Source organism: Pseudomonas putida, assembly GCF_050989985.1.
GTDB lineage: Bacteria > Pseudomonadota > Gammaproteobacteria > Pseudomonadales > Pseudomonadaceae > Aquipseudomonas > Aquipseudomonas putida_AI.
The window spans coordinates 907,501-933,743 of sequence record NZ_CP158815.1; the positions used below are offsets into that span (position 1 = coordinate 907,501).

At 59.3% G+C, this 26,243-nt stretch carries 21 protein-coding genes, 2 rRNA genes and 2 pseudogenes (1 of these 25 running past the window's edge); 17 read left to right on the forward strand and 8 right to left on the reverse strand.

Annotation, left to right across the window (positions count from 1 at the left end):
* The 5 genes from ABTV29_RS04340 to ABTV29_RS04360 form a co-directional block, all read left to right on the forward strand.
* Positions 1-2,810, forward strand: a 23S ribosomal RNA gene (locus ABTV29_RS04340) (it extends 84 nt beyond the left edge of the window).
* A 142-nt stretch (positions 2,811-2,952) separates the two neighbouring features.
* Positions 2,953-3,068, forward strand: a 5S ribosomal RNA gene (rrf, locus tag ABTV29_RS04345).
* Between the two features lie 148 nt (positions 3,069-3,216).
* Positions 3,217-3,873: a paraquat-inducible protein A gene (locus ABTV29_RS04350; protein WP_433768987.1), complete on the forward strand. Its 657-nt coding sequence runs from the start codon at positions 3,217-3,219 to the stop codon at positions 3,871-3,873.
* On the forward strand, positions 3,860-4,483 hold the full coding sequence (locus ABTV29_RS04355; RefSeq protein WP_433768988.1) for a paraquat-inducible protein A: 624 nt from the start codon (positions 3,860-3,862) through the stop codon (positions 4,481-4,483). Before ABTV29_RS04350 ends, ABTV29_RS04355 begins: the two co-directional genes overlap by 14 nt.
* The gene (locus tag ABTV29_RS04360; RefSeq protein ID WP_433768989.1) at positions 4,476-6,779 is read left to right on the forward strand and encodes an MlaD family protein; all 2,304 of its coding nucleotides are present in this window, start codon (positions 4,476-4,478) and stop codon (positions 6,777-6,779) included. The genes ABTV29_RS04355 and ABTV29_RS04360 overlap by 8 nt, the downstream gene beginning before the upstream one ends.
* A 68-nt stretch (positions 6,780-6,847) precedes the next feature.
* Here ABTV29_RS04360 and mksF read toward each other — a convergent pair whose 3' ends face one another.
* From mksF to mksB, 3 genes are read right to left on the reverse strand one after another with little or no spacing between them, the layout of a single operon-like run.
* Positions 6,848-9,688, reverse strand: a complete 2,841-nt coding sequence (gene mksF, locus ABTV29_RS04365; protein ID WP_433768990.1) for an Mks condensin complex protein MksF — start codon at positions 9,686-9,688, stop codon at positions 6,848-6,850.
* Complete coding sequence (gene mksE, locus ABTV29_RS04370) at positions 9,685-10,386, reverse strand: Mks condensin complex protein MksE (RefSeq protein WP_433768991.1); 702 nt, start codon at positions 10,384-10,386, stop codon at positions 9,685-9,687. Before mksE ends, mksF begins: the two co-directional genes overlap by 4 nt.
* Positions 10,376-11,656: an Mks condensin complex protein MksB gene (mksB, locus tag ABTV29_RS04375; protein ID WP_433768992.1), complete on the reverse strand. Its 1,281-nt coding sequence runs from the start codon at positions 11,654-11,656 to the stop codon at positions 10,376-10,378. The genes mksE and mksB overlap by 11 nt, the downstream gene beginning before the upstream one ends.
* Positions 11,657-11,875: 219 nt before the next feature.
* Here mksB and ABTV29_RS04380 point away from each other — a divergent pair, with 219 nt between their 5' ends.
* Both ABTV29_RS04380 and rimI read left to right on the forward strand, forming a co-directional pair.
* Complete coding sequence (locus tag ABTV29_RS04380) at positions 11,876-12,637, forward strand: energy transducer TonB (protein WP_433771734.1); 762 nt, start codon at positions 11,876-11,878, stop codon at positions 12,635-12,637.
* Positions 12,630-13,082, forward strand: coding sequence for a ribosomal protein S18-alanine N-acetyltransferase (rimI, locus tag ABTV29_RS04385; RefSeq protein WP_110964883.1), 453 nt, complete (start codon positions 12,630-12,632; stop codon positions 13,080-13,082). Before ABTV29_RS04380 ends, rimI begins: the two co-directional genes overlap by 8 nt.
* An 86-nt stretch (positions 13,083-13,168) precedes the next feature.
* Here rimI and ABTV29_RS04390 read toward each other — a convergent pair whose 3' ends face one another.
* Positions 13,169-13,573 carry a serine kinase/phosphatase gene (locus ABTV29_RS04390; protein WP_433768993.1) on the reverse strand — a complete coding sequence of 135 codons (405 nt, stop codon included), beginning with the start codon at positions 13,571-13,573 and terminating at the stop codon, positions 13,169-13,171.
* A gap of 155 nt (positions 13,574-13,728) precedes the next feature.
* Between ABTV29_RS04390 and can the strand changes: the two genes are divergently transcribed.
* A complete protein-coding gene (gene can / locus ABTV29_RS04395; RefSeq protein ID WP_433768994.1) occupies positions 13,729-14,373 on the forward strand; it encodes a carbonate dehydratase in 645 nt (214 codons plus the stop codon).
* 6 nt (positions 14,374-14,379) lie between these two features.
* On the opposite strand, the gene ABTV29_RS04400 is transcribed toward can, so the two are convergent.
* The gene (locus tag ABTV29_RS04400) at positions 14,380-14,904 is read right to left on the reverse strand and encodes a lysine methyltransferase (RefSeq protein WP_433768995.1); all 525 of its coding nucleotides are present in this window, start codon (positions 14,902-14,904) and stop codon (positions 14,380-14,382) included.
* 144 nt (positions 14,905-15,048) lie between these two features.
* Positions 15,049-16,221 carry a hypothetical protein gene (locus ABTV29_RS04405; protein ID WP_433768996.1) on the reverse strand — a complete coding sequence of 391 codons (1,173 nt, stop codon included), beginning with the start codon at positions 16,219-16,221 and terminating at the stop codon, positions 15,049-15,051.
* 137 nt (positions 16,222-16,358) lie between these two features.
* Here ABTV29_RS04405 and ABTV29_RS04410 point away from each other — a divergent pair, with 137 nt between their 5' ends.
* The gene (locus ABTV29_RS04410; protein WP_433768997.1) at positions 16,359-16,649 is read left to right on the forward strand and encodes a nucleotidyltransferase family protein; all 291 of its coding nucleotides are present in this window, start codon (positions 16,359-16,361) and stop codon (positions 16,647-16,649) included.
* The gene (locus ABTV29_RS04415) at positions 16,646-16,987 is read left to right on the forward strand and encodes a HepT-like ribonuclease domain-containing protein (RefSeq protein WP_433768998.1); all 342 of its coding nucleotides are present in this window, start codon (positions 16,646-16,648) and stop codon (positions 16,985-16,987) included. The genes ABTV29_RS04410 and ABTV29_RS04415 overlap by 4 nt, the downstream gene beginning before the upstream one ends.
* Before the next feature lie 42 nt (positions 16,988-17,029).
* Here ABTV29_RS04415 and ABTV29_RS04420 read toward each other — a convergent pair whose 3' ends face one another.
* On the reverse strand, positions 17,030-18,448 hold the full coding sequence (locus tag ABTV29_RS04420) for a short-chain fatty acid transporter (protein WP_433768999.1): 1,419 nt from the start codon (positions 18,446-18,448) through the stop codon (positions 17,030-17,032).
* 199 nt (positions 18,449-18,647) lie between these two features.
* Here ABTV29_RS04420 and ABTV29_RS04425 point away from each other — a divergent pair, with 199 nt between their 5' ends.
* The 7 genes and pseudogenes from ABTV29_RS04425 to ddlA all read left to right on the forward strand — a co-directional run bounded on the left by ABTV29_RS04425 (position 18,648) and on the right by ddlA (position 24,171).
* Positions 18,648-19,961 carry an MFS transporter gene (locus ABTV29_RS04425; protein ID WP_433769000.1) on the forward strand — a complete coding sequence of 438 codons (1,314 nt, stop codon included), beginning with the start codon at positions 18,648-18,650 and terminating at the stop codon, positions 19,959-19,961.
* Positions 19,962-20,181: 220 nt separating this feature from the next.
* A pseudogene (locus tag ABTV29_RS04430) lies at positions 20,182-20,820 on the forward strand (PAS domain-containing protein); the annotation flags it as partial.
* 150 nt (positions 20,821-20,970) lie between these two features.
* Positions 20,971-21,408 (forward strand): annotated as a pseudogene (locus ABTV29_RS04435) (methyl-accepting chemotaxis protein); the annotation flags it as partial.
* A gap of 205 nt (positions 21,409-21,613) precedes the next feature.
* Complete coding sequence (locus tag ABTV29_RS04440; RefSeq protein ID WP_433769001.1) at positions 21,614-22,174, forward strand: DUF2975 domain-containing protein; 561 nt, start codon at positions 21,614-21,616, stop codon at positions 22,172-22,174.
* A 7-nt stretch (positions 22,175-22,181) separates the two neighbouring features.
* Positions 22,182-22,400 (forward strand): helix-turn-helix domain-containing protein, encoded by a 219-nt coding sequence (locus tag ABTV29_RS04445; RefSeq protein ID WP_433769002.1) that lies wholly within the window; start codon positions 22,182-22,184, stop codon positions 22,398-22,400.
* Positions 22,401-22,452: 52 nt separating this feature from the next.
* Positions 22,453-23,052 (forward strand): flavin reductase family protein, encoded by a 600-nt coding sequence (locus tag ABTV29_RS04450; RefSeq protein WP_433769003.1) that lies wholly within the window; start codon positions 22,453-22,455, stop codon positions 23,050-23,052.
* Between the two features lie 24 nt (positions 23,053-23,076).
* On the forward strand, positions 23,077-24,171 hold the full coding sequence (gene ddlA / locus ABTV29_RS04455) for a D-alanine--D-alanine ligase (protein ID WP_433769004.1): 1,095 nt from the start codon (positions 23,077-23,079) through the stop codon (positions 24,169-24,171).
* A gap of 110 nt (positions 24,172-24,281) precedes the next feature.
* Here ddlA and ggt read toward each other — a convergent pair whose 3' ends face one another.
* Entirely contained in the window at positions 24,282-26,126 is a 1,845-nt protein-coding gene (gene ggt, locus ABTV29_RS04460) for a gamma-glutamyltransferase (RefSeq protein WP_433769005.1), read from the reverse strand.
* Positions 26,127-26,243 lie beyond the last annotated feature (117 nt).

Consider the following 26,243-nt stretch of genomic DNA (forward strand, 5'->3'; position numbering starts at 1 on the left):
GTCGGCAAACAGACTTTGATCCGGAGATGTCTGAATGGGGGAACCCAGCCATCATAAGATGGTTATCTTGTACTGAATACATAGGTGCAAGAGGCGAACCAGGGGAACTGAAACATCTAAGTACCCTGAGGAAAAGAAATCAACCGAGATTCCCTTAGTAGTGGCGAGCGAACGGGGACTAGCCCTTAAGTGGCTTTGAGATTAGCGGAACGCTCTGGAAAGTGCGGCCATAGTGGGTGATAGCCCTGTACGCGAAAGTCTCTTAGTCATGAAATCGAGTAGGACGGAGCACGAGAAACTTTGTCTGAATATGGGGGGACCATCCTCCAAGGCTAAATACTACTGACTGACCGATAGTGAACTAGTACCGTGAGGGAAAGGCGAAAAGAACCCCGGAGAGGGGAGTGAAATAGATCCTGAAACCGTATGCGTACAAGCAGTGGGAGCAGACTTTGTTCTGTGACTGCGTACCTTTTGTATAATGGGTCAGCGACTTATATTCAGTGGCGAGCTTAACCGAATAGGGGAGGCGTAGCGAAAGCGAGTCTTAATAGGGCGTTTAGTCGCTGGGTATAGACCCGAAACCGGGCGATCTATCCATGGGCAGGTTGAAGGTTAGGTAACACTGACTGGAGGACCGAACCGACTACCGTTGAAAAGTTAGCGGATGACCTGTGGATCGGAGTGAAAGGCTAATCAAGCTCGGAGATAGCTGGTTCTCCTCGAAAGCTATTTAGGTAGCGCCTCATGTATCACTGTAGGGGGTAGAGCACTGTTTCGGCTAGGGGGTCATCCCGACTTACCAAACCGATGCAAACTCCGAATACCTACAAGTGCCGAGCATGGGAGACACACGGCGGGTGCTAACGTCCGTCGTGAAAAGGGAAACAACCCAGACCGTCAGCTAAGGTCCCAAAGTTATGGTTAAGTGGGAAACGATGTGGGAAGGCTTAGACAGCTAGGAGGTTGGCTTAGAAGCAGCCACCCTTTAAAGAAAGCGTAATAGCTCACTAGTCGAGTCGGCCTGCGCGGAAGATGTAACGGGGCTCAAACCATACACCGAAGCTACGGGTATCATCTTCGGATGATGCGGTAGAGGAGCGTTCTGTAAGCCTGTGAAGGTGAGTTGAGAAGCTTGCTGGAGGTATCAGAAGTGCGAATGCTGACATGAGTAACGACAATGGGTGTGAAAAACACCCACGCCGAAAGACCAAGGTTTCCTGCGCAACGTTAATCGACGCAGGGTTAGTCGGTCCCTAAGGCGAGGCTGAAAAGCGTAGTCGATGGAAAACAGGTTAATATTCCTGTACTTCTGGTTATTGCGATGGAGGGACGGAGAAGGCTAGGCCAGCTTGGCGTTGGTTGTCCAAGTTTAAGGTGGTAGGCTGAAATCTTAGGTAAATCCGGGGTTTCAAGGCCGAGAGCTGATGACGAGTTACCCTTTGGGTGACGAAGTGGTTGATGCCATGCTTCCAAGAAAAGCTTCTAAGCTTCAGATAACCAGGAACCGTACCCCAAACCGACACAGGTGGTTGGGTAGAGAATACCAAGGCGCTTGAGAGAACTCGGGTGAAGGAACTAGGCAAAATGGCACCGTAACTTCGGGAGAAGGTGCGCCGGTGAGGGTGAAGCACTTGCTGCGTAAGCCCACGCCGGTCGAAGATACCAGGCCGCTGCGACTGTTTATTAAAAACACAGCACTCTGCAAACACGAAAGTGGACGTATAGGGTGTGACGCCTGCCCGGTGCCGGAAGGTTAATTGATGGGGTTAGCTAACGCGAAGCTCTTGATCGAAGCCCCGGTAAACGGCGGCCGTAACTATAACGGTCCTAAGGTAGCGAAATTCCTTGTCGGGTAAGTTCCGACCTGCACGAATGGCGTAACGATGGCGGCGCTGTCTCCACCCGAGACTCAGTGAAATTGAAATCGCTGTGAAGATGCAGTGTATCCGCGGCTAGACGGAAAGACCCCGTGAACCTTTACTATAGCTTTGCACTGGACTTTGAATTTGCTTGTGTAGGATAGGTGGGAGGCTTTGAAGCGTGGACGCCAGTTCGCGTGGAGCCATCCTTGAAATACCACCCTGGCAACTTTGAGGTTCTAACTCAGGTCCGTTATCCGGATCGAGGACAGTGTATGGTGGGTAGTTTGACTGGGGCGGTCTCCTCCTAAAGAGTAACGGAGGAGTACGAAGGTGCGCTCAGACCGGTCGGAAATCGGTCGTAGAGTATAAAGGCAAAAGCGCGCTTGACTGCGAGACAGACACGTCGAGCAGGTACGAAAGTAGGTCTTAGTGATCCGGTGGTTCTGTATGGAAGGGCCATCGCTCAACGGATAAAAGGTACTCCGGGGATAACAGGCTGATACCGCCCAAGAGTTCATATCGACGGCGGTGTTTGGCACCTCGATGTCGGCTCATCACATCCTGGGGCTGAAGCCGGTCCCAAGGGTATGGCTGTTCGCCATTTAAAGTGGTACGCGAGCTGGGTTTAGAACGTCGTGAGACAGTTCGGTCCCTATCTGCCGTGGACGTTTGAGATTTGAGAGGGGCTGCTCCTAGTACGAGAGGACCGGAGTGGACGAACCTCTGGTGTTCCGGTTGTCACGCCAGTGGCATTGCCGGGTAGCTATGTTCGGAAAAGATAACCGCTGAAAGCATCTAAGCGGGAAACTTGCCTCAAGATGAGATCTCACTGGAACCTTGAGTTCCCTGAAGGGCCGTCGAAGACTACGACGTTGATAGGTTGGGTGTGTAAGCGCTGTGAGGCGTTGAGCTAACCAATACTAATTGCCCGTGAGGCTTGACCATATAACACCCAAGCAATTTGCGAACTCGAAAGAGGCCAGATTGCGGTGTGTGAAGACGCAATGAACCGAAAGTTCGCACAACACACAAGCTGTCACATACCCGATTCGCTGGAACGTCGATAGACGCGTCAGCTCAAGAATTTCTTGACGACCATAGAGCATTGGAACCACCTGATCCCATCCCGAACTCAGAAGTGAAACGATGCATCGCCGATGGTAGTGTGGGGTTTCCCCATGTGAGAGTAGGTCATCGTCAAGATTAAATTCCGAAACCCCAACTGCGAAAGCGGTTGGGGTTTTGTTTTTGCGCGCGAGAAAAGCACCACGTACTTCTAGTGCAAATTGGCACAGTTATTTTTGCTTCATGACACTAGAATAGGACCACCTTTTTCGGAGCCAGAGCCTTTATGCCAGATCCGGTTGACGCCTCCGGGCTGTCAGAATTACCGCTGGAAAATTTGGTGGCGTGTCATGAGTGCGACTTGTTGATGCGCAAGCCCGAGCTCGCCCATGGCGAGAAAGCCCTGTGCCCACGCTGCGGCTATGAGCTTTACGCCCATCGATATAACGTCGTACAGCGCAGTCTCGCCCTGGTGATTGCAGCGCTTTTGTTGTACATCCCCGCGAACTTTTTACCCATCATGCAGCTCAATCTACTCGGGCAGTCATCGCAGGATACTGTCTGGAGCGGTGTCGTCGGTCTTTTCAACTCGCAAATGCGCGGCGTCTCCGTGGTTGTGTTCCTGTGCAGCATGGCAATCCCGTTGCTCAAGCTGCTCTGCCAACTGGCTGTCCTGCTGAGCATCCGTTTCAACATCGGACGCAGCTACGGCTTGTTGCTCTACCGTATTTACCATCACTTGCGAGACTGGGGGATGCTTGAGGTCTACCTCATGGGCGTGCTGGTGGCGATCGTGAAACTGGCAGATATGGCAGCCATGACCATAGGTCTCGGGCTGGCATGCTTCATCGGTTTGTTACTGGTCCAGGTCTGGTTGGAGGTCGTGATGTCGCCTCACCAGATCTGGCAGGCTTTATCAGGAGAGGCCCATGCGGGCGATTGATGCAGGCATTCTGATCTGTGCCGAATGTCATGAGTTGAACAGGCAGGAAGCTGATACCGACGAGCAGGTCTGCACACGCTGTGGAGCGCTGGTTCACGCCCGCCGTCCGAACAGCCTGGCGAGGACCTGGGCACTGCTGATTACCGCGGCGATTCTCTATATACCGGCCAATGTGCTCCCGATCATGACCGTGCGTTCTCTGGGCAAGGGGGATCCCAGCACCATCATGTCCGGTGTGATTCAACTGGTTCAGCACGGCATGATTCCCATCGCGGCCGTGGTATTTATCGCCAGTATCCTCGTGCCTACCTTCAAGCTCGTGGGTATCGCGCTGCTGCTGTATTCCGTACAACGCCGCCAGCCTCTCTCGGCCCGGCAGCGTATCTGGATGTACCGATTCATCGAGTTCATCGGCCGTTGGTCGATGCTCGATATCTTTGTGATCGCCATTCTGGTGGCGGTCGTGAATTTTGGGCGGTTTGCGAGTGTCGAGGCTGATCTGGGGGCCATCGCCTTCGCCAGTGTGGTGATTTTGACAATGCTTGCTGCAGTAACTTTCGATCCCCGACTGATTTGGGATAACACGGAGTCGGACGACGACCATGACTGATTTGCCCGTAGCGAAAACCCGACCGGCCTCGAACTGGTCTGCCATTTGGGTATTGCCCCTGATCGCCTTGATCATCGGCGGCTGGCTCGGTTGGAGGGCCTACAACGAGACCGGCATCGAGATTCAGGTGCGCTTCGAAAGTGGTGAAGGCATTCAGGCCAACAAGACCGAAGTGGTCTACAAGGGCATGTCCGTCGGTAAGGTAAAGACCCTCAAGCTTGATGATGAAGGCAGCACCAAGGGTGTGATCGCGACCGTCGAGATGAACAAGGACGTGGAGCAGTACCTGCGCACCAGCACGCGTTTCTGGCTGGTCAAGCCGAGCGTCACCTTGGCCGGCATCACGGGGCTGGAAACCCTGGTCTCGGGCAATTATGTCGCGATCAGCCCGGGCGAAGGTGAACCTACCCGCAAGTTCAGGGCGCTGGCCGAAGAGCCGCCACTCTCCGATGCCCAGCCCGGCCTGCACCTGACGATCAAAGCCGATCGCCTGGGCTCGCTCAATCGCGGCAGCCCGGTGTTCTACAAGCAGATCAAGGTCGGCCAGGTCAAAAGCTACTTGCTGTCCGAAGACCAGAGTACCGTCGAGCTCAAGGTGTTCATCGAGCCGACCTACGCCAAGCTGGTGCGCAAACACACGCGTTTCTGGAATGCCAGCGGCATCAGCATTGACGCCAATCTGTCCGGGGTGAAGGTCCGCAGTGAGTCCCTGGCCAGCATCGTTGCCGGTGGCATCGCTTTCGCCACGCCAGACAACCGCAAGGACAGCCCGCCCACCGATCCGAGCCTGCCGTTCCGTCTTTACGAAGACTTCGATGCAGCTGCGGCCGGGATCAAGGTCAAGGTCAAACTCAACGACTTCGAAGGCCTGCAGGCCGGTCGCACGCCGGTGATGTACAAGGGCATTCAGGTGGGTACGCTCAAGGCGCTCAAGGTCGATGCGGATCTGTCCGCCGCCAGTGCCGAATTGACGCTCGACCCGCTGGCCGAGGACTACCTTGTGGACGGCACCCAATTCTGGGTCGTCAAGCCGTCGATCTCCCTGGCTGGCATCACCGGTCTGGAAGCGTTGGTCAAGGGCAATTACATCGCCGTGCGCCCTGGCGATAAAGGTAACGCTCCACAACGCGAATTCGTCGCGCGACCCAAGGCGCCGCCGCTGGATTTGCGCTCACCAGGCCTGCATCTGGTGTTGTTCACCGACAGCCTTGGTTCGCTGGATGTCGGCAGCCCGGTTCTGTACAAGCAGGTCAAGGTGGGCTCGGTTCAGAGCTATCAGTTCTCGCGCAAGAAAAACCAGCTGGTCATTGGCGTCCACATCGAGAAGGAATACGAAAACCTGGTCAATGCCTCGACACGGTTCTGGAATGCCAGCGGTATCACGCTCACCGGTGGGCTGACCGGCGGGATTCAGGTCAAGAGTGAGTCGCTGCAAAGCCTGATGGCCGGCGGCATTGCCTTTGAAACGCCGGAGGCCAAGGCGCCGTTGCAGAAGCGAATCCCGCGTTTCCGCCTGTTCGCCAATCACGAAGAAGCCAACCAGAAAGGGGCGATGATCACCATCAAGGTCGACCGCGCCGACGGTTTGCGTGCCGGGACACCGATTCGCTTCAAGGGGCTTGATGTCGGCAAGATCGAAAACGTCGACCTCAGCGATGACCTGCAATCGGTGCTGCTGACTGCACGCATCACCGAGGTGCCGGAGCGAATCGCGCGGGTTGGCAGTGAGTTCTGGGTGGTCAAGCCGGAGTTGGGTCTGATCAAGACCTCGAACCTTGAGACCCTGGTCACCGGGCAATACATCGAAGTGCAGCCGGCGGCGAAAAACCTCGGCCCACAGAAGAACTTCGTCGCGCTGCCTGCCGCCCCGGAAACCGCCAAGCAGGAAGCCGGATTGAGCCTGGTGTTGAGCGCCACTCGCCGCGGTTCGCTGAAGCCCGGCGTGCCAGTCACCTATCGCGAAATTACCGTGGGCAAGGTCACGGGCTATGAGCTGGGGCAGACGGCGGACAGGGTGCTGATCCACATACTGATCGAGCCGAAGTACGCGCCGTTGGTGCGCAGCGGTACCCGCTTCTGGAACACCAGTGGTTTCGACTTTGATGTCGGACTGTTCAAGGGCGCGACGGTGCGTACCGAATCGCTGGAAACCATGATTCAGGGTGGCGTTGCATTTGCCACACCGGATGGCGATCGCATGGGCAGTGCGGCGCGGCCTGAGCAGACGTTTGCGCTGTTCGACAAGTTCGAGGAGGAGTGGCTGACCTGGGCGCCGAAGATTTCCCTCGGTAAGTAACAGGGCAACACAAAAAAGGCCGCGATCCATCAGATCGCGGCCTTTTTATTGCCATCAACTAAAGCCGGTCAAACCGCATCCAGCTCCGGTTCATCCGCTTCGACGTTGACCGTCGCCTTCACCTGATCACGACGACGGATGTACTTCCAGTCCGCCTCGTCGATGTAAATGCCGGCCGGGCCGCTGCCACCTTCCAGGTCGATGGCGACACTGGCGCAGACCTGCGGCTTCACACTCGCCAGGATCGGTACAAAGCCCAACTGCAGACTGGTTTCCAGTAGCGCTGCCTGGTTGCGCTCGTCGATATCCGCTGCCTCATCGAGGTAGTAAGGCAGGCGCACGCGTCCGGCCAGGTCGCGGTCCATCAAGTGCAGCAACAGGTACATGTTGGTCAGCGCCTTGATGGTCATGGTGGTGCCGTTGGACGCGGCACCGTCGATGTCGGTGTGGATAACCGGTTGACCGTTGACCTTGGTGATCTCGAACGCCAGTTCGAACAAATCCTTGAGGCCGAGCTGGTTGTGGTTGGCCGCCACCAGCCGTGCCAGGTATTCCTTGGCCTCTTCGTTCTTGTTGTCCTGTTCCGCGCTCTGGCTCAGGTCGAACACCGAAAGCGTCTCGCCTTCTTCGTACTGGCCGGCGCTGTGGATGATCTGGTCGATGTGCTTGAGCGCTTCCTTGTTCGGTGCCAGCACGATGCGGAAGCTTTGCAGGTTGGACACCTGACGCTTGTTGATCTCGCGGTTGAACAGCGCCAGTTGGTGTTCGAGGCTGTCGTAGTCGCTGCGAATGTTGCGCAAGGTCCGGGCAATATCGGTAACGGCCGCACGACGGGCCTTGCCCAGGGTCAGGGCTTCGTCGGTGCGGTGCGCGTAAGCGTTGATCAGCAGTTGCAGGCGACGCTCCATATCGTCTTCGCTGTCGAACTTGGCCACGCCCTTGAGGCGCACCTGCGCGTACAGCGCTTCGATCTGGCCGTCGGCACGCAGCAGGCCTTGCCAGCTGTCCTGATAGTCATTGAGCAGCGGCAGCAGGTTGTCCATGGAATCGTCCACCGGGTCCATGAACGGCGTGCCGAACGGCAGGTCAGCCGGCAGCAGCTGACGGCGACGCAAGGCGTCATCGAGGGTGCGTTGCTTGGCTTCCATGTCGGCAATCTGCCGGCCGACCAATTGCAGCTTGGCCGACAGTTGCTGGACGCGCTCAGTGAAGGCATCGCTGGAGCGCTTCAACTCTTCCTGTGCGGCTTCCATCTGCGCCAGTTGCTCAAGCTTCTCGCCTTCCTCGGCGCTCAGGGTTTGTGTGCGACGGAAATCTTCCAGCGCCTTCTGCGCATCCAGTACCTGCTGGTACAGCGCTTCGGTCTGGGTCTTGCTCGCGGCGCGGTCGGCGGCCACGGCTTGCTGGGTCTTGAGCTGCTTGAGTTCTTTTTCCAGACGTTCTTTCTGGTCGCGCAACGCCGCGCGATCGGCCAGGGCCTGCAGCGCTGGCGGCTCGATGTGCGAGAGATCGATGGACAGGCCCGGCACTTCAAAGCGCTCGCCCTTGAAGCCGTCGAGGATCAGTTCCACGGATTTGACCCAATCACCGTTGTCGTCCAGCGCAATGCCGTGCTCGCCCAGCGGCAGGCTGAACAGCGCGCTGTTGAACAGACGCATCAGGCGCTCGACGTCCTGCTGCGAGAACTCTTCGCGCAGGCGGGCATAGCTGTTGTTGTCGGCGTGATCGAGTTGCTGCTTGACCGACTTCAGGCGTTTTTCCAGGTCGCGAAGGCGCTCTTCCAGATCCTCGGCGCTGAACTGACGGGACTGGGCCAGGGCGCCGGCCAGTTCATCGTGGGCGTCTTTGGCGGCGAGCAGCTGTTGCTCCAGTACCTTGACGTCGTCGACCAGGGCAAAGCGATGCTTGAGCACCGACAACTCGCCGAGCCAGCGCTGGATGCCGGTAATTTCCCGCTCCAGGCGCATCAGCTCCTGAGTGCCGCCACGCTGGTCGTTTTGCAGATCGTCCTGCTCGCGACGGTAGTGCTCGGCCTGGATGGTCAGCTCTTCCTTGCGCGCACTGGCGTAGTCCGACCAGGTGCCGAGCAGCGAGTCGAGCAGCGGCGACAGGCGATGCAGCTTGCCGCGCAGCACGTCGCGCTGTTTCACGCCGTTGGCCAGTGCTTCGACCAGTGGGCCGGCAGCGACCAGCGAGTTGTAGTCCTGCTCCATGCGTCGTACATCGCGGAAGGCTTCTTCGCACGCGGCGATGTAGTCCACGCTGCCAGAACGCAGGCTGTGCTCGAAGGCATCGAGGAACAGTTGCTTGAGCTTGGCCGCGGTGATTTCACGCATGTGCAGCAGGTTGATGAACAGCGCGCGGAAGGTTTTCAGGCTTTGTTCGCTGGTGGAACGCAACGGGATCAGCGTCAGGTCCAGCGGAATCGAAGTGTGACCGCCGACCAGTAGGCGACGCAGTTCGTCCGGCTTGAGTTCGTAGGCTTTCAGGCCTTCGCGCTCAAGATTGGTGAACAATTCTTTCTGGCGCAGGCAGGTGTCGTTTTTCTGATAGTGGGCCAGGTCCAGCTTGCCGGCGTAGGCAAAGAACTGGTGACCGAAACCACCACCGGGGCCGCGTCCGACCACGCCGATCACGTGTGGGCCGTGGGGCAACGAGACTTCGACGAGGATGTAGCTGGTGTCCGAGGCAAAGTAGAAACGCCGGGATTGCTCCAGGCTGTACTTGCCGAAGCTCATGTCCGACATGCGGGCCAGGATCGGGAACTGCAAGGCGTTGATCGAGGCGGATTTACCGAGGTTGTTCGCGCCGTAGACCGACAGCGGTTCTTCCAGCGGAAACAGGCCGAGGCTGTAGCCGGCGGTGTTCAAAAGGGCAAAGCGGCGAATGCCGTAGCGTTCCTTGCTCATGCGTCGAGCTCCTGTTCTTCGGCGATGGCGCGGGCCAGAGCGTCTTCTTCGCTTTCTTCTTCAAACTCCGCCAAATCCAGCGGGTCGTCGGTCTGCAGCAGCTTTTCGTCGCTGTCTTCGTCGATCAACACCGGCGCAGGAAGCGGCAATACGCTGTGCAGGCTGGCAGCCAGGTCGCGGTCCTGCTGAACCGACAGGCAGACATCGAGGAAGCGGTGCATCGGCGGCAGGAAGCGATAGACGCCATTTTCTTCACTGGCAAAACCGAGCTGGGTCATGCGGCGCATGATCTTTTCTTCCAGCTCATCCTGGGTTTGCACTTCGGCCTGGATAAACAGGTCGCGGTATTTTTCCAGCAGCGATGGCAGTTCATCGCGGCCCAGGCTACCGCCGTCGAGCACCGAGATCGGGTCGCGGCCCTGGTCGGCCAGGTGCTCGACCAGAATGAAGGTGAACAGCGCCAAGCGCTGGGCGGTCTTGTTCACCGCCGCAGCGGCGAGTTCCGGCACGAAGTAGTAGAAACCGCGGGTGTCACAAACCAATTCGAAGCCCAAGGCCTTGAACAGCGTACGGTACTGGTCCTGGAAGTTCGACAGCTGGGCATACAGTTCCGGGTCGCGACGGCTGACGTGGTAACCCTTGAACAGCTCGCGAAAGATCGGCGCCAGATGGGACAGTTCGGATAGATCAAGATGCATGTGGTGTGCTCGCAGAATTCTCGGTGGTGTTATCGCCAGCCGAGAGCAGGGCGAAGGAGCGCAGGCTGACCTGGTGCTCATGTGTGAAGTAATCGCGGCGTTCCAGGCGTTCGCGCTTGAAGCGTTTTTCCCGGGACAGGCGGGAGAACCAGTACAGCAATTCGTCGGTGGCGCCGTCCGGCTCCTGCTCCAGCAGCCAGGTCATCAGGTCCGGCATCGGCAGGGCGTCTTCGCAGCGGTCGAGCATCTCGCGAACCGTGCGTGGCGCACGTGGTGCATCGCCACCCTTGTGAAGCTTGTGCGCCTTGGGGAACTTGGCCGGCTTGGGTTCGAAGCGGGCCAGGGCATAAACGTAGGCCTCGACCTGGCTGGCGCTGCCGAGGAAGGTGCTTTGCGGCCGGGTAAACATCGGCATCGCGGCTTGGGGCACGGCATCGATGCCCTTGCGGCGAATCATCGACAGCGCCAGCGCCGCACCACGCGTCACGGCGTTGTGCCGGCGCGCTTCTTCACGCAGTGGCAGCAGCAGTTCGCGGGCATGACGCAGGGTCAATTGTGCGCTGGTCTGCATTTCGAGGATGCGCGCGTGGGTACGCAGCAGCATGTCGTCATCGACCAGGTGGCCGAGACGTTGCTGTTCGGTGAGCATTTTCAGCAGTACGTTTTCGACCTTGCGCACGCCTTGTTCGAAGGCGCCGTCAGCGTTCACCAGCTGGATCATCGGCTCGACGTATTCGTCCCAGGTCGCCAGTACCTCGGCATAACGCTGGCGCAACGGGATCTGCCGGTCGCTGGTCTTGGCCCGCTCGGCGACGGCTATCAGGGCCTGCTCGTCGTTGGCCAGTTTCTTCAAGACATCGCGAACACGCATGTCGAGCAGGCGCAGTTGGCGCGCGAGGTCGTTGCCATCGCGAATATCGAAGGCGTCCTGGATATAACCGGCCAGGCGTTCGAGGTGGCGCAGATAGGCTTCGATCTCCAGGCACAGGCCCAGGCGGTGTTCCCGGCGCAGGTAGGCCAGGAAGTCGTGGATCTGCGCATTGAGCTCGAAACGGTTCGGGCTTTTCGCCACGGGAACCAGAATGTCGAGGCGAATCCACACGTCGAGCAGGTTAGTGATGTCCTGCGGCGTGCTATCGATTTGCTGGGTGGCCAACTGTGAACGCAGTTCGTTGAGGCTCAGGGTGCCTTGGTCGAAGTGCTCGCACAGTGGCTCAAGCAGGGCCCAGTGTTCAGCGAGGGCGCGCAAGACGCGCTTGGGTTCGATCATCGGAATGGCCGGCTGGTTGGCGATTAAAAGCCGCGATTGTACTGCATCACGCAGGATGCGATTCACTCTCGGGACGGGCTGTCGCTTTTCTTTAGGTCAAGTCTATCGATCAACAGCGCGCGATCTTGAGCGAAGGGCGGTAGAATCTCCGCACTTTAGTTATCCACAAGTGGCCGACCTTTGCTTATCGAGTCCCGTCGCCGCGCCTATCTGAGCGCCATGCAGGTGGTCAATTGGCTGCCGCGCACCGAATTGCCCTTTGCTGCGCCGTCGCGGCCCGAATTGCTGGAGCCGCTCGAGCCGGTTGTCGTCGAGCCTGTGGCACCGGTTCCCGTGGCCGAAGCGGCTGCGGCCAGAGAGGCTGTGCCAGCTGCGGTCAAACCCGCCGAACGGGTAAAAATCGAAGTGCCACGGCCATCGTCGGCGAGCCCGCGTGCCACGGCCAAACCGGTGGAAGAGGCCGAAGAGGCGCCGGTGGTGGTCAAGGCGCCTGTCGTACCGCCTCCGCGATTTGCCCTGCAACTGCTGCGCGCCGGTCGCTGCCTGCTACTGGTGGAGTTACCCACAGGCGAAGCCTTCCAGTCCCGCGATCCCGCCTACTTGCTGCTCAAGGACATGCTGCGTGCCGCCGGTCTGCCGGACAGCCCGCAGATCATCGGCGAACCGGTGCGCTGGCCACTGTTGGTGCGCGGTTCCATGGATCAGGGACCGGAAGCGGCCCGCGACTTCGTGCAGGGATTTCTCGGCGCCCGGCTCGAGGACGCTCCATGCGCCTGCCTGTGGCTGATCGGCCTGCCCGCGGTGCGCTTTGCCGGCGAGGCGGATGCCGAGTCCTACAACCGCGAACTTCAGGTCGAAGGCCTGGGTTCGGTCTGGGCCTTGCCGGGCCTGGAGTTATTAATGGAAGAGCCACAGCGTAAGGCTGATGTCTGGCAAGCCATGCGTCGGCTGATGGCGCGTTGGAAAGAATCAAATGAGTGACTCTGTTTCGTTTCGCCCGATGACCGAGGCGGATCTGGACGCTGTACTGAAGATCGAATACGCCGCCTACAGTCATCCTTGGACCCGCGGCATTTTTCTCGATGGCCTGGGCAAGTACCAGATCTGGCTGATGTTCGAAGGGCAGCAGCAAGTGGGCCACGGTGTGGTGCAGATCATCCTCGACGAAGCCCATCTGCTGAACATCACCGTCAAACCGGAGAACCAGGGCCGTGGCCTGGGCTTGACGTTGCTGGAGCATCTGATGTCGATTGCCTACAAGGCCGATGCCCGGGAGTGTTTCCTGGAAGTGCGCGACAGCAACACCGCGGCGTTCAAGTTGTATGAGCGTTATGGATTCAATGAAATCGGCCGGCGCCGGGATTACTACCCGGCGGTCGGTGGTCGTGAAGATGCGGTGGTCATGGCCTGTACTTTGGTCGACTGAAAATCTGTAGGAGCTGCCGCAGGCTGCGATCTTTTGATTTTGTTTTTAAAAGATCGAAGCCTGCGGCAGCTCCTACAGAAAGCAGATCAGCGTTTGCCATCCATCGGCTCGCGCCGCGCCATCTCTGCCTCATCAAAGCCGTCACCGGCGCCAATGTCGTCGGCATCGACGATGCTCAAATCCCAACCCGCCTCGTGGCCCCGCCCGATTTCCCTGGCATCTCGGGCACCATCCTCGCGAATCAGGGTTTCCGGGCTCAGATCATCGTCGGTTGGTTGGTGATCGGCAGTCGAGGCACCGGTCATGCCGGCTTCGCGCACCCGTTCCCGAGGCATCAGGTGCTCGCGTTCACGCTCAGGCAGTTCGTCGCCGATTTTCGCGCTGGGCTGTTCGTCGTCGAAATCCAACTCGTGCACCGATCCCATGCGGTCTTCGTTATCATCGATGGGTTGCGGTTGCACCGCATCGTAGGGGCGTCGTGAATCAGTCATGGCCATTCCTCATAATGCAGGCCTCATTCTGTGGGCCTTACAAGGATGGACTCACCCGCCACACGAGAATTCCAACGGAAACACTTGCAAACCTTTGGTGACCCCGACGGGCGGTCGTCTGTCAAAGCAGCAAATCATTCTTGAGGCTTCCCAGCATGCACGACTTACAAGACCTGATTGATAACAACGAGCGTTGGGCTGACGCGATCACCAAGGAAGATCCGGACTTTTTCGCCAAACTGGCTCGCCAGCAGACACCCGAGTATCTGTGGATCGGCTGTTCCGATGCACGAGTGCCGGCCAACGAGATCGTTGGCATGCTGCCGGGTGATCTGTTCGTTCACCGCAACGTGGCCAACGTGGTGCTGCACACCGACCTCAATTGCCTTTCCGTGATTCAGTACGCAGTCGACGTGCTCAAGGTCAAACACATCCTCGTCACCGGCCACTACGGCTGCGGCGGTGTGCGGGCCTCGATGCAGGATCGCCAGTTCGGCTTGATCGACGGCTGGCTGCGTTCTATTCGTGACCTGTACTACGAAAAGCGCGAAGAACTCGCCCAGCTGCCAACCGAAGAGGAACGCGTCGACCGCCTCTGCGAACTCAACGTGATCCAGCAAGTGGCCAACGTCGGTCATACCAGCATCGTGCAAAACGCCTGGCACCGTGGTCAGAAGCTGTCGATTCACGGCTGCATCTATGGCATCAAGGACGGTCGCTGGAAGAGCCTGAACACCACGATCAGCGGGCTGGATCAATTGCCACCGCAGTATCGTCTGCGTCCTTTCGAGCCGCTGTAAAACCCTCTAGCACGAACTTTGCCGACGCCAGTGTTGCAAAAACAACTGGCCGTCGGCGTTTGGCGATTCGTCGTAACCGGTGATCCAGCCTCGGCAGTTATACGAGCCGCACAGGCAGGCAAACTGTCGCAGCAACTTGTCTTCAGTGGCGGCGTAATCCATCGCCAGCCAGTCCCCTTTCTTGATGTCCTTCAGGGCCCATAACCACAACTCACTCATGTCGAGATAGACGTTGGGGTCGCAGGAATGCCTCAGCAATCCACAGAACCGTGGGTCGTAGACATGCACCCCGGGGGCCATTTGTCGTGTGTGTCGGCAGCGATAGGGCAGTAGATGGCCCGAAACCCGACAGATGCGGCTGATGCGCGGAAATTCCCGCAACGCTACCGCAGCCATCGGCTTGCCACTGCTGTTGGCGAGAATCTCGAAGTCCGTGAGGGAGGGGAATCCAAGGTCAGTCGGTAGTTCGGTGAAGGGATAAACGCCCGCAGGGGGCGCCGCGAGAGATTTACGCAATGCACTGGCTTTCATCTAACGATCCTTGTCGGCAGGGGCTGCGACTCACATAGCTGACGATCCTGTCAGCGCTGCAGCAGATGAGTTCAGCCCAAGCCTCTCGCAGGTGGAACGGGCGGTCTACTGTCATAAATGACAGTAGGACTGCCGTTCATCGTTTTACAGCCCCGGAGCGGGGATCGTGGTGGCCGGTGCTGGCGCCTTGAGCTGTTTGAGTTGGGGCGCAATGGTCGCTGTCGCGCATTTGCCCGCGGCCTGCCCGGGCGTCAGGTTGCGGATCGAGGTGTAGAACAGCGCGCAGGTTTTCTCTTTCTCGGCCACTTGCCAGGTTTGCGTGCAGCTTTTGAGCTCGATGTCGGGATTGCTCTCCGGGTCACGACCCATGGCGGCCTGCCAGCAGGCGACACTCAAGTCCTGGGCCATGACTTTCAGGCCCGCCGTATCGGCCTTGGCCTGGGCATCCTTGCCGGTGTAGTTCGCCGGGTCAGCCGCGTACCAGATATAGCTGGGGTGGTTGGAACCCAGCACGGGCACTTTCGTCCCGCCGTTGGGGCTGATGTTGACCAGGCTCAGCACATTCAAGGTCGGCCCGTACTGCTGCTTGATCCAGTTACGCACCGGTGTACCGAAGGCGACCATCGGCAATGGGTCGCCGCTGGCCGTCACGCTGATGTTCTTGACCATGGTGGTCTGGTAATCCTTGAAGTAGTCGTAGACGCCTTCGAGGTCTTTGCCTGCGTTGGCAGGCGCTGCAATCGGCGCGATGTCGATGATCGTCTGAAAGGACGGCGTCTGCTCGGCAGGAATACCGTTCAGGGTCAGCAGGGACGCCCAGCGATCGGTCGTGGCGGACCTCAGGTAATCCTGGGCCTGGGTCAGCGAATAGTCCGGCGGGAAGTGCAGCAGTTCGACGCTTCTGCGATGTTCCAGCGGCATGCCCAGCGGCAGGAACAGGTACCAGTTATAGGCCCACTTGCCATCGGCATTGAGTTTGCTCGCGCCGTCGTACGCCAGGTCACCGGCATCGAGCAGCGCTGTCAGGGGTTTTTCATAGCTCTTGGGTACGCCGGTGATTTCTGCGTGGAGCTGGCCATTATCGGTTTTGACCATAACCTTTGCATCGCTGTAGCCATCGCGTTGCAGGCTTTGAGTCAGGTAATGCTCGACGGTTTGCTCCAGCGTCCAGTTGCGAAAGCAGATCACGTTGCAGTTGTTGGGATAAGCAAACAGGCGGGTGACGCGTTCGGTGCTGCCCAGCTTCAGGCCGACATCGGCGTGAGCGGCGACACTCAGGGTGAGAGCCGCGAGGGTAAGTCCTGCGAGTTTTAGCATGCTCAGATCCTTTCAGCGTGATCCCTTGAACAGGGTGGATACATTATATGTAGCACCCGGGTTGCCATCCGTGCAGTGTCAGCCGCGCCGGACCGCTGCTAGACTGGCGCAATATTGCACTCGATGAAAGGTGAAACATGAGGCCCTCAACCGCGCTTGATCTGCAACGAGCAGCCGTTCGTGAGGTTGTAAGCCGCTTTCCGACCTCTAATCCTCGAGTGTTCGGTTCGGTGTTGTTCGGGACGGACAAGGAAGGAAGCGATCTTGACCTGCTGGTGGATACCCTGCCGGGCGCTACCTTGTTCGATCTTGGAGGATTGCAGGTCGAACTTGAGGATTTACTGGGAGTGAGTGTTGATTTGCTGACGCCTGGAGATCTGCCATTGAAGTTTCGTCAGCAAGTGCTCGATCAGGCTCGTCCCGTATGACCGATCATCGTCTTGGCGACTATCTTGAGCATATGCGCCAGGCTGCCAGCGATGCGCTGGTTTTTGTCGAGGGCTTGGGCCGGGAGGACTTCTTCGATGACAAGCGTACCCAGCAAGCGGTCATCATGAGCCTCATTATCATTGGAGAGGCAGCGACCAAAATCATGGATCGCTACGCAGAGTTCACCACCTCAAATCCCCAAGTCCCCTGGCGTAGCATGCGGGGTATGCGTAATCGCATTGCTCATGGCTATTTCGATATCAACCTTGAGATCGTGTGGGAGACAGTTCAGGTGGCACTACCTGAATTGCTGAAAGTCCTGCCCACCGATATGTAACAGCACCTGCCTCGCAGCAGGTGCAATCACTTCCGCCCGGTATTACGGCATCACTGGCGGCGTGTACGCCAGCGTCGTGCCCAGCGCCCACAGCAACACCAGCACCAGCGGTGTATGCACCAGCAACTGTACGAACGAAAACCCGATCAGGTCCCGCGCCTTCAGCCCCAGCACGCCGAGCAGCGGCAGCATGTAGAAGGGGTTGATCAGGTTGGGCAGGGCTTCGGCGGCGTTGTAGATCTGCACGGCCCAGCCCAGGTGATAGTTCAGGTCGGTGGCCACCTGCATCACGTACGGCGCTTCGATGATCCACTTGCCGCCACCGGACGGAATGAAGAAGCCGAGAATCGCCGAGTACACGCCCATCAACAGTGCATAGGTGTCATGGGAGGCGATGCTGACGAAAAAGGTCGAGATGTGATGAGCCAGGGTCTGCGCATCGGCGCCTTTGACCGTGGTCATCAGGGCGGCGATCGAGCCGTACAGCGGGAACTGGATCAGCACGCCGGTGGTGGTCGGTACCGCACGGGCCACGGCGTCGAGGAAGCTGCGAGGGCGCCAGTGCAGCAAGGCACCGAGCATGATGAACAGGAAGTTGTAGGTGTTCAGGCCGGAAATCGCACTGATCGCCGGTTTGGTCGAGAACTCATGGAACAGCCATCCGGCCGCCAGCAGCACCAGCAGAATGATCAGCAGCGGGCTGTGTTCCAGCCATTCGCCTGGACGGGTGCGTGGTTGCAGGGGTGGCAGGTTGAAACTCGGGTCGACGCCGCAGGCCTTGGCATCACGTGCCGAATTGGGCCCGGGAGCGGTGGCGTAGGCAATGATGATCGAGATGACGACTAGGGCCAGCAGCATCACGCCGGACTGCCAGAGGAAGATCGTCTGGGTGAATGGAATCACCCCGGTGATCGACAGGATCGACGGCGGCAGGCTCGCCGGGTTGGCCTGCAACTGGGCCGCGGACGACGACAGACCCAAAGCCCACACGGCGCCAAGGCCGAGGTAGGCGGCGGCACCGGCGGCGCGGTAATCCATTTTCAGATCGGTGCGGCGGGCGAGGGCGCGCACCAGCAGACCGCCGAACACCAGCGACAGGCCCCAGTTCAGCAGCGAAGCGACCATGGAAATCAAGGCCACCCAGGCCACGGCGGAACGGCCATTTTTCGGCAACTTCGCCAGACGGTCGATCAACTTCACAGCCGGTGGCGAACTGGCCACCACATAACCGCCGATCACCACGAACGCCATCTGCATGGTGAAGGGGATCAGGCTCCAGAAACCATCACCAAAGGCCATCGCGGCATCGGTGGGCTTGGCGCCCATGGCCATGGTGGCCACGGCGACGATGATCACCGCCAGGGCGGCAAATACCCAGGAGTCGGGGAACCAGCGTTCGGCAAAACTTGAGCAGCGCAGGGCAAAGCGGGCGGAGCGGCTATCTTCGATATCAGCGGCCACGGGAGTACCTCGGATTTTTATGTTTGTTGTGGTCTTCGGGGCGGCACAGGCCCGTCTGGACAGGCACTAACAGTAAAGCAGGCGGAGGTTTTTTGCGGGGCTGTTTTGTGGCTATGGGACTTTGGTCTAACGGGTTGTTCCCGGGGACATTTGCGTAGACCATGGGCGCCTTGGATTTGCCGATACCAGAGTTCTTTTCATGACTGCCTCCATCGATTCGCGCCCGGCGCCGTTCAGCCGCTCGGACTACAAGACCCTTGGGCTCGCGGCCCTCGGCGGGGCGCTGGAAATCTACGATTTCATCATCTTCGTGTTTTTCGCGCTGACGTTGAGCCAATTGTTCTTCCCACCGGAAATGCCTGAATGGCTGCGGTTGTTGCAGAGCTTCGGGATCTTCGTCACCGGTTACCTGGCGCGGCCCCTGGGTGGAATCCTGATGGCGCATTTTGCCGACCGGCTGGGGCGCAAACGGGTGTTCAGCCTGAGCATCCTGATGATGGCGCTGCCCTGTCTGCTGATCGGGGTCATGCCGACCTACGCGCAAATCGGCTATTTCGCACCGCTGTTGCTGTTGCTGCTGCGCGTCCTGCAAGGGGCGGCGGTGGGCGGTGAGGTGCCAAGCGCCTGGGTCTTCGTTGCCGAACATGCACCGGCTGGCCATCGCGGCTACGCCCTGGGCTTTCTGCAGGCGGGGCTGACCTTTGGTTACCTGCTGGGCGCCCTGACAGCGACCTTCCTGGCCCAGGCCTTCACCCCGACCGAGATCCTCGATTACGCCTGGCGTTACCCGTTCCTGCTGGGCGGCGTGTTCGGTGTGATTGGTGTCTGGCTGCGCCGCTGGCTCAGTGAAACCCCGGTGTTCATGGCCATGCAGGCCCGGCGCGAGGAGCACGTCGAGTTGCCGCTGCGTGCGGTCCTGCGTGAGCATCGGCTGGCCATGTTGCCGGCGATGATTCTGACCTGCGTGCTGACATCGGCGGTGGTGGTGTTCGTGGTCATCACGCCGACCATGATGCAGAAAACCTTCGGCATGACCGCCAGCCATACCTTCGCCCTGAGTGCACTGGGCATCGTCTTCCTGAACATCGGCTGCGTGCTCGCCGGGTTGCTGGTCGACCGCATCGGTGCCTGGCGCACGGTCATGCTCTATAGCCTGCTGCTGCCGCTGGGGATTGGCGCGCTCTACGCCTGCCTGATCCATGGCGGCAACTGGATAGCCCTGGCCTATTCGGTGGCGGGTCTGGCTTGCGGGGTGGTTGGCGCGGTGCCATCGGTGATGGTCAGCCTGTTTCCGGCGCGGATTCGCGTTTCCGGTATTTCCTTTACCTACAACATTGCCTACGCCGCGTGGGCGAGTTTCACGCCGTTGCTGCTGATCGGTCTGATGCCGTGGAGTCCCTGGATCTGCGTGATCTTCTGCGCGGTGATGGGCGCGGTGGGCGTGGGCAGTGCCGCGTACTTCGGTGCACGAATACCGAATGTCGGCAACTGTTCCGTCGCTGGTGCTGTGTAACAGGAGGGGGCCATTTCGTGTGGCCCAACTTTTTTTGTAGGACAAGCCTCAAGGGCACTTCAGAAAAGATCCGCAAGGCCGATGGTTAGGCTGCATACCGCTTTCTATCCCTGTCCATCGGTGCTTTCCCATGTTCAATAAACGCTTGAAGCAGGAGCTGTTGGCTCTGCGCGAAGAACTCTCCAGCCTCCAGCAAGTGAAGGAAAGCCTGGAAAGCGAGATGCTGGTGCTGACCCTCGACCCTGATGGGCGGGTGCAGTCGGTCAACCAGAACTTCCTTGGCGAAATGAAATACCGGAGCAATGACCTGGTCGGCCGGCACATCGAGGAACTGGTCCCCGAACACGTAAAGGCCGATGACTTCCATAACCGCTTCAAGGCTGCGCTGACCCGTGGTGAGCACTTCGCGGGTGCCGTACGCCTGCTGCGCGGCAGCGGTGAAGAAGCCTGGTTGCGTTCTATCGTGCAACCGGTGCGCTCGTCCGATGGCCGGATCAGGCATTTCTCGATCTTCTCCAGCGACCTGACCCGTACCATCGAAGCCTCTCGCGAACATGAAAACCTGATCGGTGCACTGGTGCGTTCGACGGCGGTGATCGAGTTCGATCTCAATGGCAACGTACTGGCGGCCAACGACCGTTTTCTTTCCGGCATGGGTTACAGCCTGGCGCAGATCAAGGGCAAGCATCACCGCACCTTCTGCCGGCCGGAGGACGCCAACAGCGCCGAGTACCAGAATTTCTGGCGCCGCCTGAACGCAGGCGAGTACGTAGCCGACCGTTTCCAGCGTGTCGACAGCCATGGTCGTGCGGTCTGGCTCGAGGCGTCCTACAACCCGGTGGTTGATGCCAACAACAAGCTCTACAAGGTGGTGAAATTCGCCACGGTGATCACCGATCAGGTCAATCAGGAACAAGCCGTCGCGGAAGCTGCGAACATTGCCTACAGCACCTCGCAGCAAACCGACCAGAGCGCCCAGCGCGGCACTGCCGTCGTGACGCAGGCGGTGGACGTGATGCGTGATCTGGCCAAGCACATGCAGACTGCCGGCGACGGTATTGAAGCGCTGAACGAGCAGTCATTGGTGATTGGCACCATCGTCAAAACCATCAGCGGTATCGCTGAGCAGACAAACTTGCTGGCGCTCAACGCCGCCATCGAAGCGGCTCGCGCCGGTGAGCAGGGCCGGGGTTTTGCCGTGGTGGCGGACGAAGTGCGGCAACTGGCCTCGCGCACCAGCCAGGCCACCGACGAGATTGTGTTGGTGGTGCGGCAAAACCAGGACATGGCCCGCAACGCCGTGGCCCTGATGACCGACGGCAAGCTCCAGGCGGAACAGGGCCTGGCACTGGCTGCGGAAGCGGGCACGGTGATCGTCGAGATTCAGGACGGTGCGCAGAAGGTCGTGAATGCGGTGGGGCAGTTTGCCAATCAGTTGGCCACCTGAGGCAACGCTTTCCTCCGATGAATGAAAAGATCGCCATTGGCGATCTTTTCATTTTCACGGTGTTTATCCCATGGCAATCGGCTTCCTGCCGGGAAATAGATATCCGTCTTCACCCAATAATTAATCTTCTGCAATAATTTATTATTGTTTTGCGATAATTTTGTCTTTAGCGTGTGCCTCCCATTCATTGTTGTGAGGCATCACCATGATTTCTTTCAGTCTTGCCCGTCTCAGCCAGCGCATGGCGGCAGTCACGCTCGGGTTGATCGTCGTGATGTTGCTGCTCAATGCGATGCTGTGGTGTTTTCCTTCATTGGCATCGACGCAAGGATGGGGGTTGGGTTTTGCGCTGACGGATCGGCAGCTCTCGGAAAGGACTGAAATGGTGGCGCTGTTCCCCTGGTGGCAAAGGCTTGGCGGCTTGTTGTTGTCGAGTGTTCCGTTGCTGGCGTTGACGTTCGGCCTGGGGCATTTGCGTCGGCTGTTCCAGCGCTATGCCTGCGGTGAGTTTTTTTCCATCGAGGCAGCGTTGCACATGGGCAAGGACGGGAAGGCGGTTGCGTTATGGGTGCTGCTCGATTTTGTGTGTGAACCGATGCTCAGCCTCTGGGTTACGATGAATGAGCCGCAAGGTGAACGGCTGTTTACGGTGAGCCTCACAGCGGCGACTTTCGTGGCTTTGTTCATGGCGGCGTGTATTTCAATCATTGCGCGAATCCTCAGGCAGGCCAGCGCAGTGAACTCTGAAAATCAGACCTTCGTTTGAGATTGTTATGTCAATTGTCATTCAGCTGGACGTGATGCTTGCATTGCGCAAAGTCAAATCCAAAGACCTTGCAGCGGCCATCGGCATTACCGAAGCGAACCTTTCACTGCTCAAGCAAGGCAAGGTGAAGGGCATACGGCTGACCACCCTGGACGCTATTTGCCAGTACCTTGATTGTCAGCCTGGTGACCTGCTGGTGCATGTTTCTGACGTTGAGGAACGGTAAAGGCGGTTTTTATCCCGTTACAATCGGCTCATTTCACCAGGAGCAGACATCCATGAGCGTTTCCCATCGCCGCCCGGTTCCCTTGTCCAAGGCCTATCGCTTGCTCAACCACGGGCCGACCGTGCTGGTCAGCGCAGCCCACGGTGGCGAGCGCAATATCATGGCGGCGGCCTGGGCCATGCCGCTGGATTTCGAACCACCAAAAATCGCCGTGGTGCTGGATAAGTCCACCTGGACCCGCCAACTGCTGGAAGCGTCCGGCACCTTCGTGCTCAACGTTCCCTGCGCCGCTCAAGCCGATATTGCGCAAACCGTCGGCTCGACTTCCGGCCTGGAACTTAACCGTGAGCACGGGCGTGACAAGTTCCAGATCTATGATTTGCCCACTTTCCAGGCCGAGTTGATCGAAGCACCGATGCTCGAAGGCTGTGTCGCCTGGCTCGAATGCAAACTGTTGCCCGAACCCGGTAATCATCAGCAATACGACCTGTTTGTCGCCGAAGTGATTGCCGCTCAGGCCGACGAGCGCGTGTTCAGTGACGGTCGCTGGCACTTCGAGGGCCATGACGCGTTGCGCACCTTGCATCACGTCGCGGGCGGACACTTTTTGACCATTGGCGAGCCGGTGGACGGCAAAGCGTTGCAGCCATAAACACACTCACATTGAGGCCAGGCAATGAGCAAATTGCGTGTAGGAATTATCTTTGGCGGCCGCTCGGCCGAGCATGAAGTGTCGCTGCAGTCGGCTAAAAACATCGTCGATGCGCTGGACCGTTCGCGTTTCGAACCGGTGCTGATCGGGATCGACAAACAAGGCCACTGGCACCTCAACGACCCGTCGAATTTCCTGCTGAACCAGGAAAATCCGGCGCTGATCGCCCTCAATCAATCCAACCGCGAATTGGCGGTGGTGCCAGGCAAGACGAGCCAGCAATTGGTGGAAACCTCCAGCCAGGAGCTGCTGGGGCACGTCGATGTGATTTTCCCGATCGTCCACGGCACCCTCGGTGAAGACGGTTGCCTGCAAGGCCTGTTGCGCATGGCGGATCTGCCGTTTGTAGGCTCCGACGTATTGGGCTCGGCGGTGTGCATGGACAAGGACATCAGCAAGCGCCTGTTGCGCGATGCCGGGCTGGCGGTCACGCCGTTCGTGACCCTGACTCGCCGGACGGCGGGGCGCACCACTTTTGCCGAGGTTGCCGCCAAGCTTGGCCTGCCCCTGTTCGTCAAACCGGCGAACCAGGGCTCTTCCGTGGGCGTGAGCAAGGTCACTGGCGAAGCCGAATACAACTCGGCGGTCGAACTGGCGCTGGGGTTCGATGAGAAGGTGCTGGTGGAGTCCGCCGTCAGTGGTCGTGAAATCGAATGCGCGGTGCTGGGCAATGAAGCCGCCATCGCCAGTGGCTGCGGCGAGATCGTGGTGCACACAGGCTTTTATTCCTACGACAGCAAGTACATCGACGACAAGGCCGCTGAAGTGGTGGTCCCGGCCAATATCAGCGTCGAGGCCAGCGAGCGTATCCGCGCGATGGCGGTCGAGGCGTTCGAGGTGCTGGGATGTTCGGGGCTGGCGCGGGTCGACGTGTTCCTGACCGAGAGCGGCGAGGTGCTGATCAACGAGATCAACTCGCTGCCAGGGTTCACCCGCATCAGCATGTACCCGAAACTGTGGCAGGCCGCCGGCATGACCTACAGCGAACTGGTCACGCGCCTGATCGAGCTGGCGCTGGAGAAGCACCAGGCGCGGCGGGCGCTGAAAATCAGCCGATGAGCGAAGGCAGTGCAATCACCCGTAATGATCGGTCTGGCCGCGGTTAACAGGGCCTGATCGAGTAAAAGGGCCTACCTCCCGGTAGGCCCTTTCTTTTGCGCGCGTACGACTCAATCCCCCAATGCCTGCCCCTCGCGCCGAGGATCGGCACCGCCTGCCAGCGACGCTTTGCCTTGGGCGTCCTTGACCCGAACAATCGCCTGGGTGCCGCTGGTCATGTCGATTTCGTTGACGTTGTGGCCTTTATCCTTGAGCGCCTGAATCAGGGCCGGGCTGAATTGGCCCTGTTCCAGTTCGGTCGGGCCGTTGCGGCTGCCGAAGTTGGGCAAGTTGATGGCCGTTTGCGCGTCCAGGTTCCAGTCGAGCAGGCCGACGGTGGTTTTAGCCACGTATTCGATGATTTGCGAGCCGCCGGGTGAGCCGACGCTGGCGACGAATTCACCGCTCTGGCGGTCGAAGATCAGCGTTGGAGCCATGGACGAGCGTGGGCGTTTGCCGGGTTCGACGCGGTTGGCGACTTTTTGTCCGTGCTCTTCTGGGATGAACGAGAAATCGGTCAACTCGTTGTTGAGCAGGAACCCTTGAACCATCAAGTGCGAACCGAAGGCGGACTCGATCGTGGTGGTCATGGAAACGGCGCCACCCTGATCATCCACCGCCACTATTTGTGAGGTGGAGATTCGCAGCGGTGAGCGATCCCTCGCGTAGGCAACCTGAATGCCCGGTGGCGTACCCGGTTCGGCCGTACCCATGGTGCGCTCACCGATCAGCGCGGCGCGGCTTGCCAGGTAGGCCGGGTCCAGCAACCCCTTGACCGGCACCGGCACGAAGTCGGTATCGGCCACATATTGCGCGCGGTCGGCGTAGGCCAGGCGTTCGGCTTCGGAGATCAGGTGCACGGCGTCTGGGGCCGGTTCGATGCCGGCAGGGGCGTTGGTCCGGGTCGGTTTCATCGGCGCCAGGGCAAGGCGTTTATCGCGCGCCTCCAGGGCTTGCAGGGTGCCGAGGATCTGCGCCATGGCAATCCCGCCAGACGACGGCGGCGGCATGCCGCACACCTGCCAGCGTTTGTAGTCGGTGCACAGCGGCATACGCTCCTTGGCGCTGTAGCCCTTGAGGTCGTTCAGCGACAGGCTGCCCGGGTTGGCGTGGCCCTGCACCTTGGCCACGATTTCCTCGGCGATGGCGCCTTTGTACAAGGCATCTGCACCTTCCTTGGCGATGCGCCGGAAGACATTGGCCAGTGCCGGGTTTTTCAGGAGTGTGCCGACGGCTTTCGGGTTGCCATCGGCATTCAGGAAATACGCCGCCATGTCGGGCGAGCTGCGCAATTTCGAATCCGAGGCGATCAGCAAATGAAGGCGCGGCGAGATGGCGAAGCCTTGATCGGCGAGCTTGATAGCCGGTTCGAACAGCTCGGCCCATGGCAGGCGCCCCTGTTTTTGGTGGGCCAGTTCAAGGGCGCGCATCACGCCGGGTGTTCCCACCGAGCGGCCACCAATCTGCGCCTGGGTGAATCCCATCGGTTGCCCGTCGGCTTGCAGGAAAAGTTTCTCCGTGGCGCCGCTCGGTGCCGTTTCGCGGCCATCGTATGTGCGTACGGATTTCCCGTCCCAGAGCACGATCAGTGCGCCTCCACCGATGCCCGACGATTGCGGTTCGACCAGGGTCAGGACCGCCTGCATCGCAATCGCGGCATCGATGGCCGAACCGCCGCGACGCAGCATCTCGCGCCCGGCTTCGGCGGCCAGCGGATTGGCGGCAGCGGCCATATGCCTGGAGGCGTGGCGGGTTTGCAGGTCGGTGCGGAAACCGGAGGCATTTTCCGGAGCAAGGGGCAGTGTCGAAACCGATGGCGAGGAGGGCGGCGCGTTGCAGGCGGCCAACGTTAACGCAGCGACAATCAGCGACAGCGCTGGCAGGCGAAAGCGGTTCAGGCGGATGGCTGAATACATGCGCGGGGTTCTCTGTCCTTGGGAAAGGTTCAGGGACTTTATCGGCCGTTGTGAAGTGGCGCAAACAGCGTCCTACGACAATGACGCTTTTGTCCTTCATGAATGGGTGGAATTTCT

Coding starts and splice junctions, on each gene's coding strand:
- ABTV29_RS04350 (WP_433768987.1), top strand. CDS start 3,217: ATGCCAGATCCGGTTGACGCCTCCGGGCTGTCAGAATTACCGCTGGAA.
- ABTV29_RS04355 (WP_433768988.1), top strand. CDS start 3,860: ATGCGGGCGATTGATGCAGGCATTCTGATCTGTGCCGAATGTCATGAG.
- ABTV29_RS04360 (WP_433768989.1), top strand. CDS start 4,476: ATGACTGATTTGCCCGTAGCGAAAACCCGACCGGCCTCGAACTGGTCT.
- mksF (WP_433768990.1), bottom strand. CDS start 9,688: ATGAGCAAGGAACGCTACGGCATTCGCCGCTTTGCCCTTTTGAACACC.
- mksE (WP_433768991.1), bottom strand. CDS start 10,386: ATGCATCTTGATCTATCCGAACTGTCCCATCTGGCGCCGATCTTTCGC.
- mksB (WP_433768992.1), bottom strand. CDS start 11,656: ATGATCGAACCCAAGCGCGTCTTGCGCGCCCTCGCTGAACACTGGGCC.
- ABTV29_RS04380 (WP_433771734.1), top strand. CDS start 11,876: ATGCAGGTGGTCAATTGGCTGCCGCGCACCGAATTGCCCTTTGCTGCG.
- rimI (WP_110964883.1), top strand. CDS start 12,630: ATGAGTGACTCTGTTTCGTTTCGCCCGATGACCGAGGCGGATCTGGAC.
- ABTV29_RS04390 (WP_433768993.1), bottom strand. CDS start 13,573: ATGACTGATTCACGACGCCCCTACGATGCGGTGCAACCGCAACCCATC.
- can (WP_433768994.1), top strand. CDS start 13,729: ATGCACGACTTACAAGACCTGATTGATAACAACGAGCGTTGGGCTGAC.
- ABTV29_RS04400 (WP_433768995.1), bottom strand. CDS start 14,904: ATGAAAGCCAGTGCATTGCGTAAATCTCTCGCGGCGCCCCCTGCGGGC.
- ABTV29_RS04405 (WP_433768996.1), bottom strand. CDS start 16,221: ATGCTAAAACTCGCAGGACTTACCCTCGCGGCTCTCACCCTGAGTGTC.
- ABTV29_RS04410 (WP_433768997.1), top strand. CDS start 16,359: ATGAGGCCCTCAACCGCGCTTGATCTGCAACGAGCAGCCGTTCGTGAG.
- ABTV29_RS04415 (WP_433768998.1), top strand. CDS start 16,646: ATGACCGATCATCGTCTTGGCGACTATCTTGAGCATATGCGCCAGGCT.
- ABTV29_RS04425 (WP_433769000.1), top strand. CDS start 18,648: ATGACTGCCTCCATCGATTCGCGCCCGGCGCCGTTCAGCCGCTCGGAC.
- ABTV29_RS04440 (WP_433769001.1), top strand. CDS start 21,614: ATGATTTCTTTCAGTCTTGCCCGTCTCAGCCAGCGCATGGCGGCAGTC.
- ABTV29_RS04445 (WP_433769002.1), top strand. CDS start 22,182: ATGTCAATTGTCATTCAGCTGGACGTGATGCTTGCATTGCGCAAAGTC.
- ABTV29_RS04450 (WP_433769003.1), top strand. CDS start 22,453: ATGAGCGTTTCCCATCGCCGCCCGGTTCCCTTGTCCAAGGCCTATCGC.
- ddlA (WP_433769004.1), top strand. CDS start 23,077: ATGAGCAAATTGCGTGTAGGAATTATCTTTGGCGGCCGCTCGGCCGAG.
- ggt (WP_433769005.1), bottom strand. CDS start 26,126: ATGTATTCAGCCATCCGCCTGAACCGCTTTCGCCTGCCAGCGCTGTCG.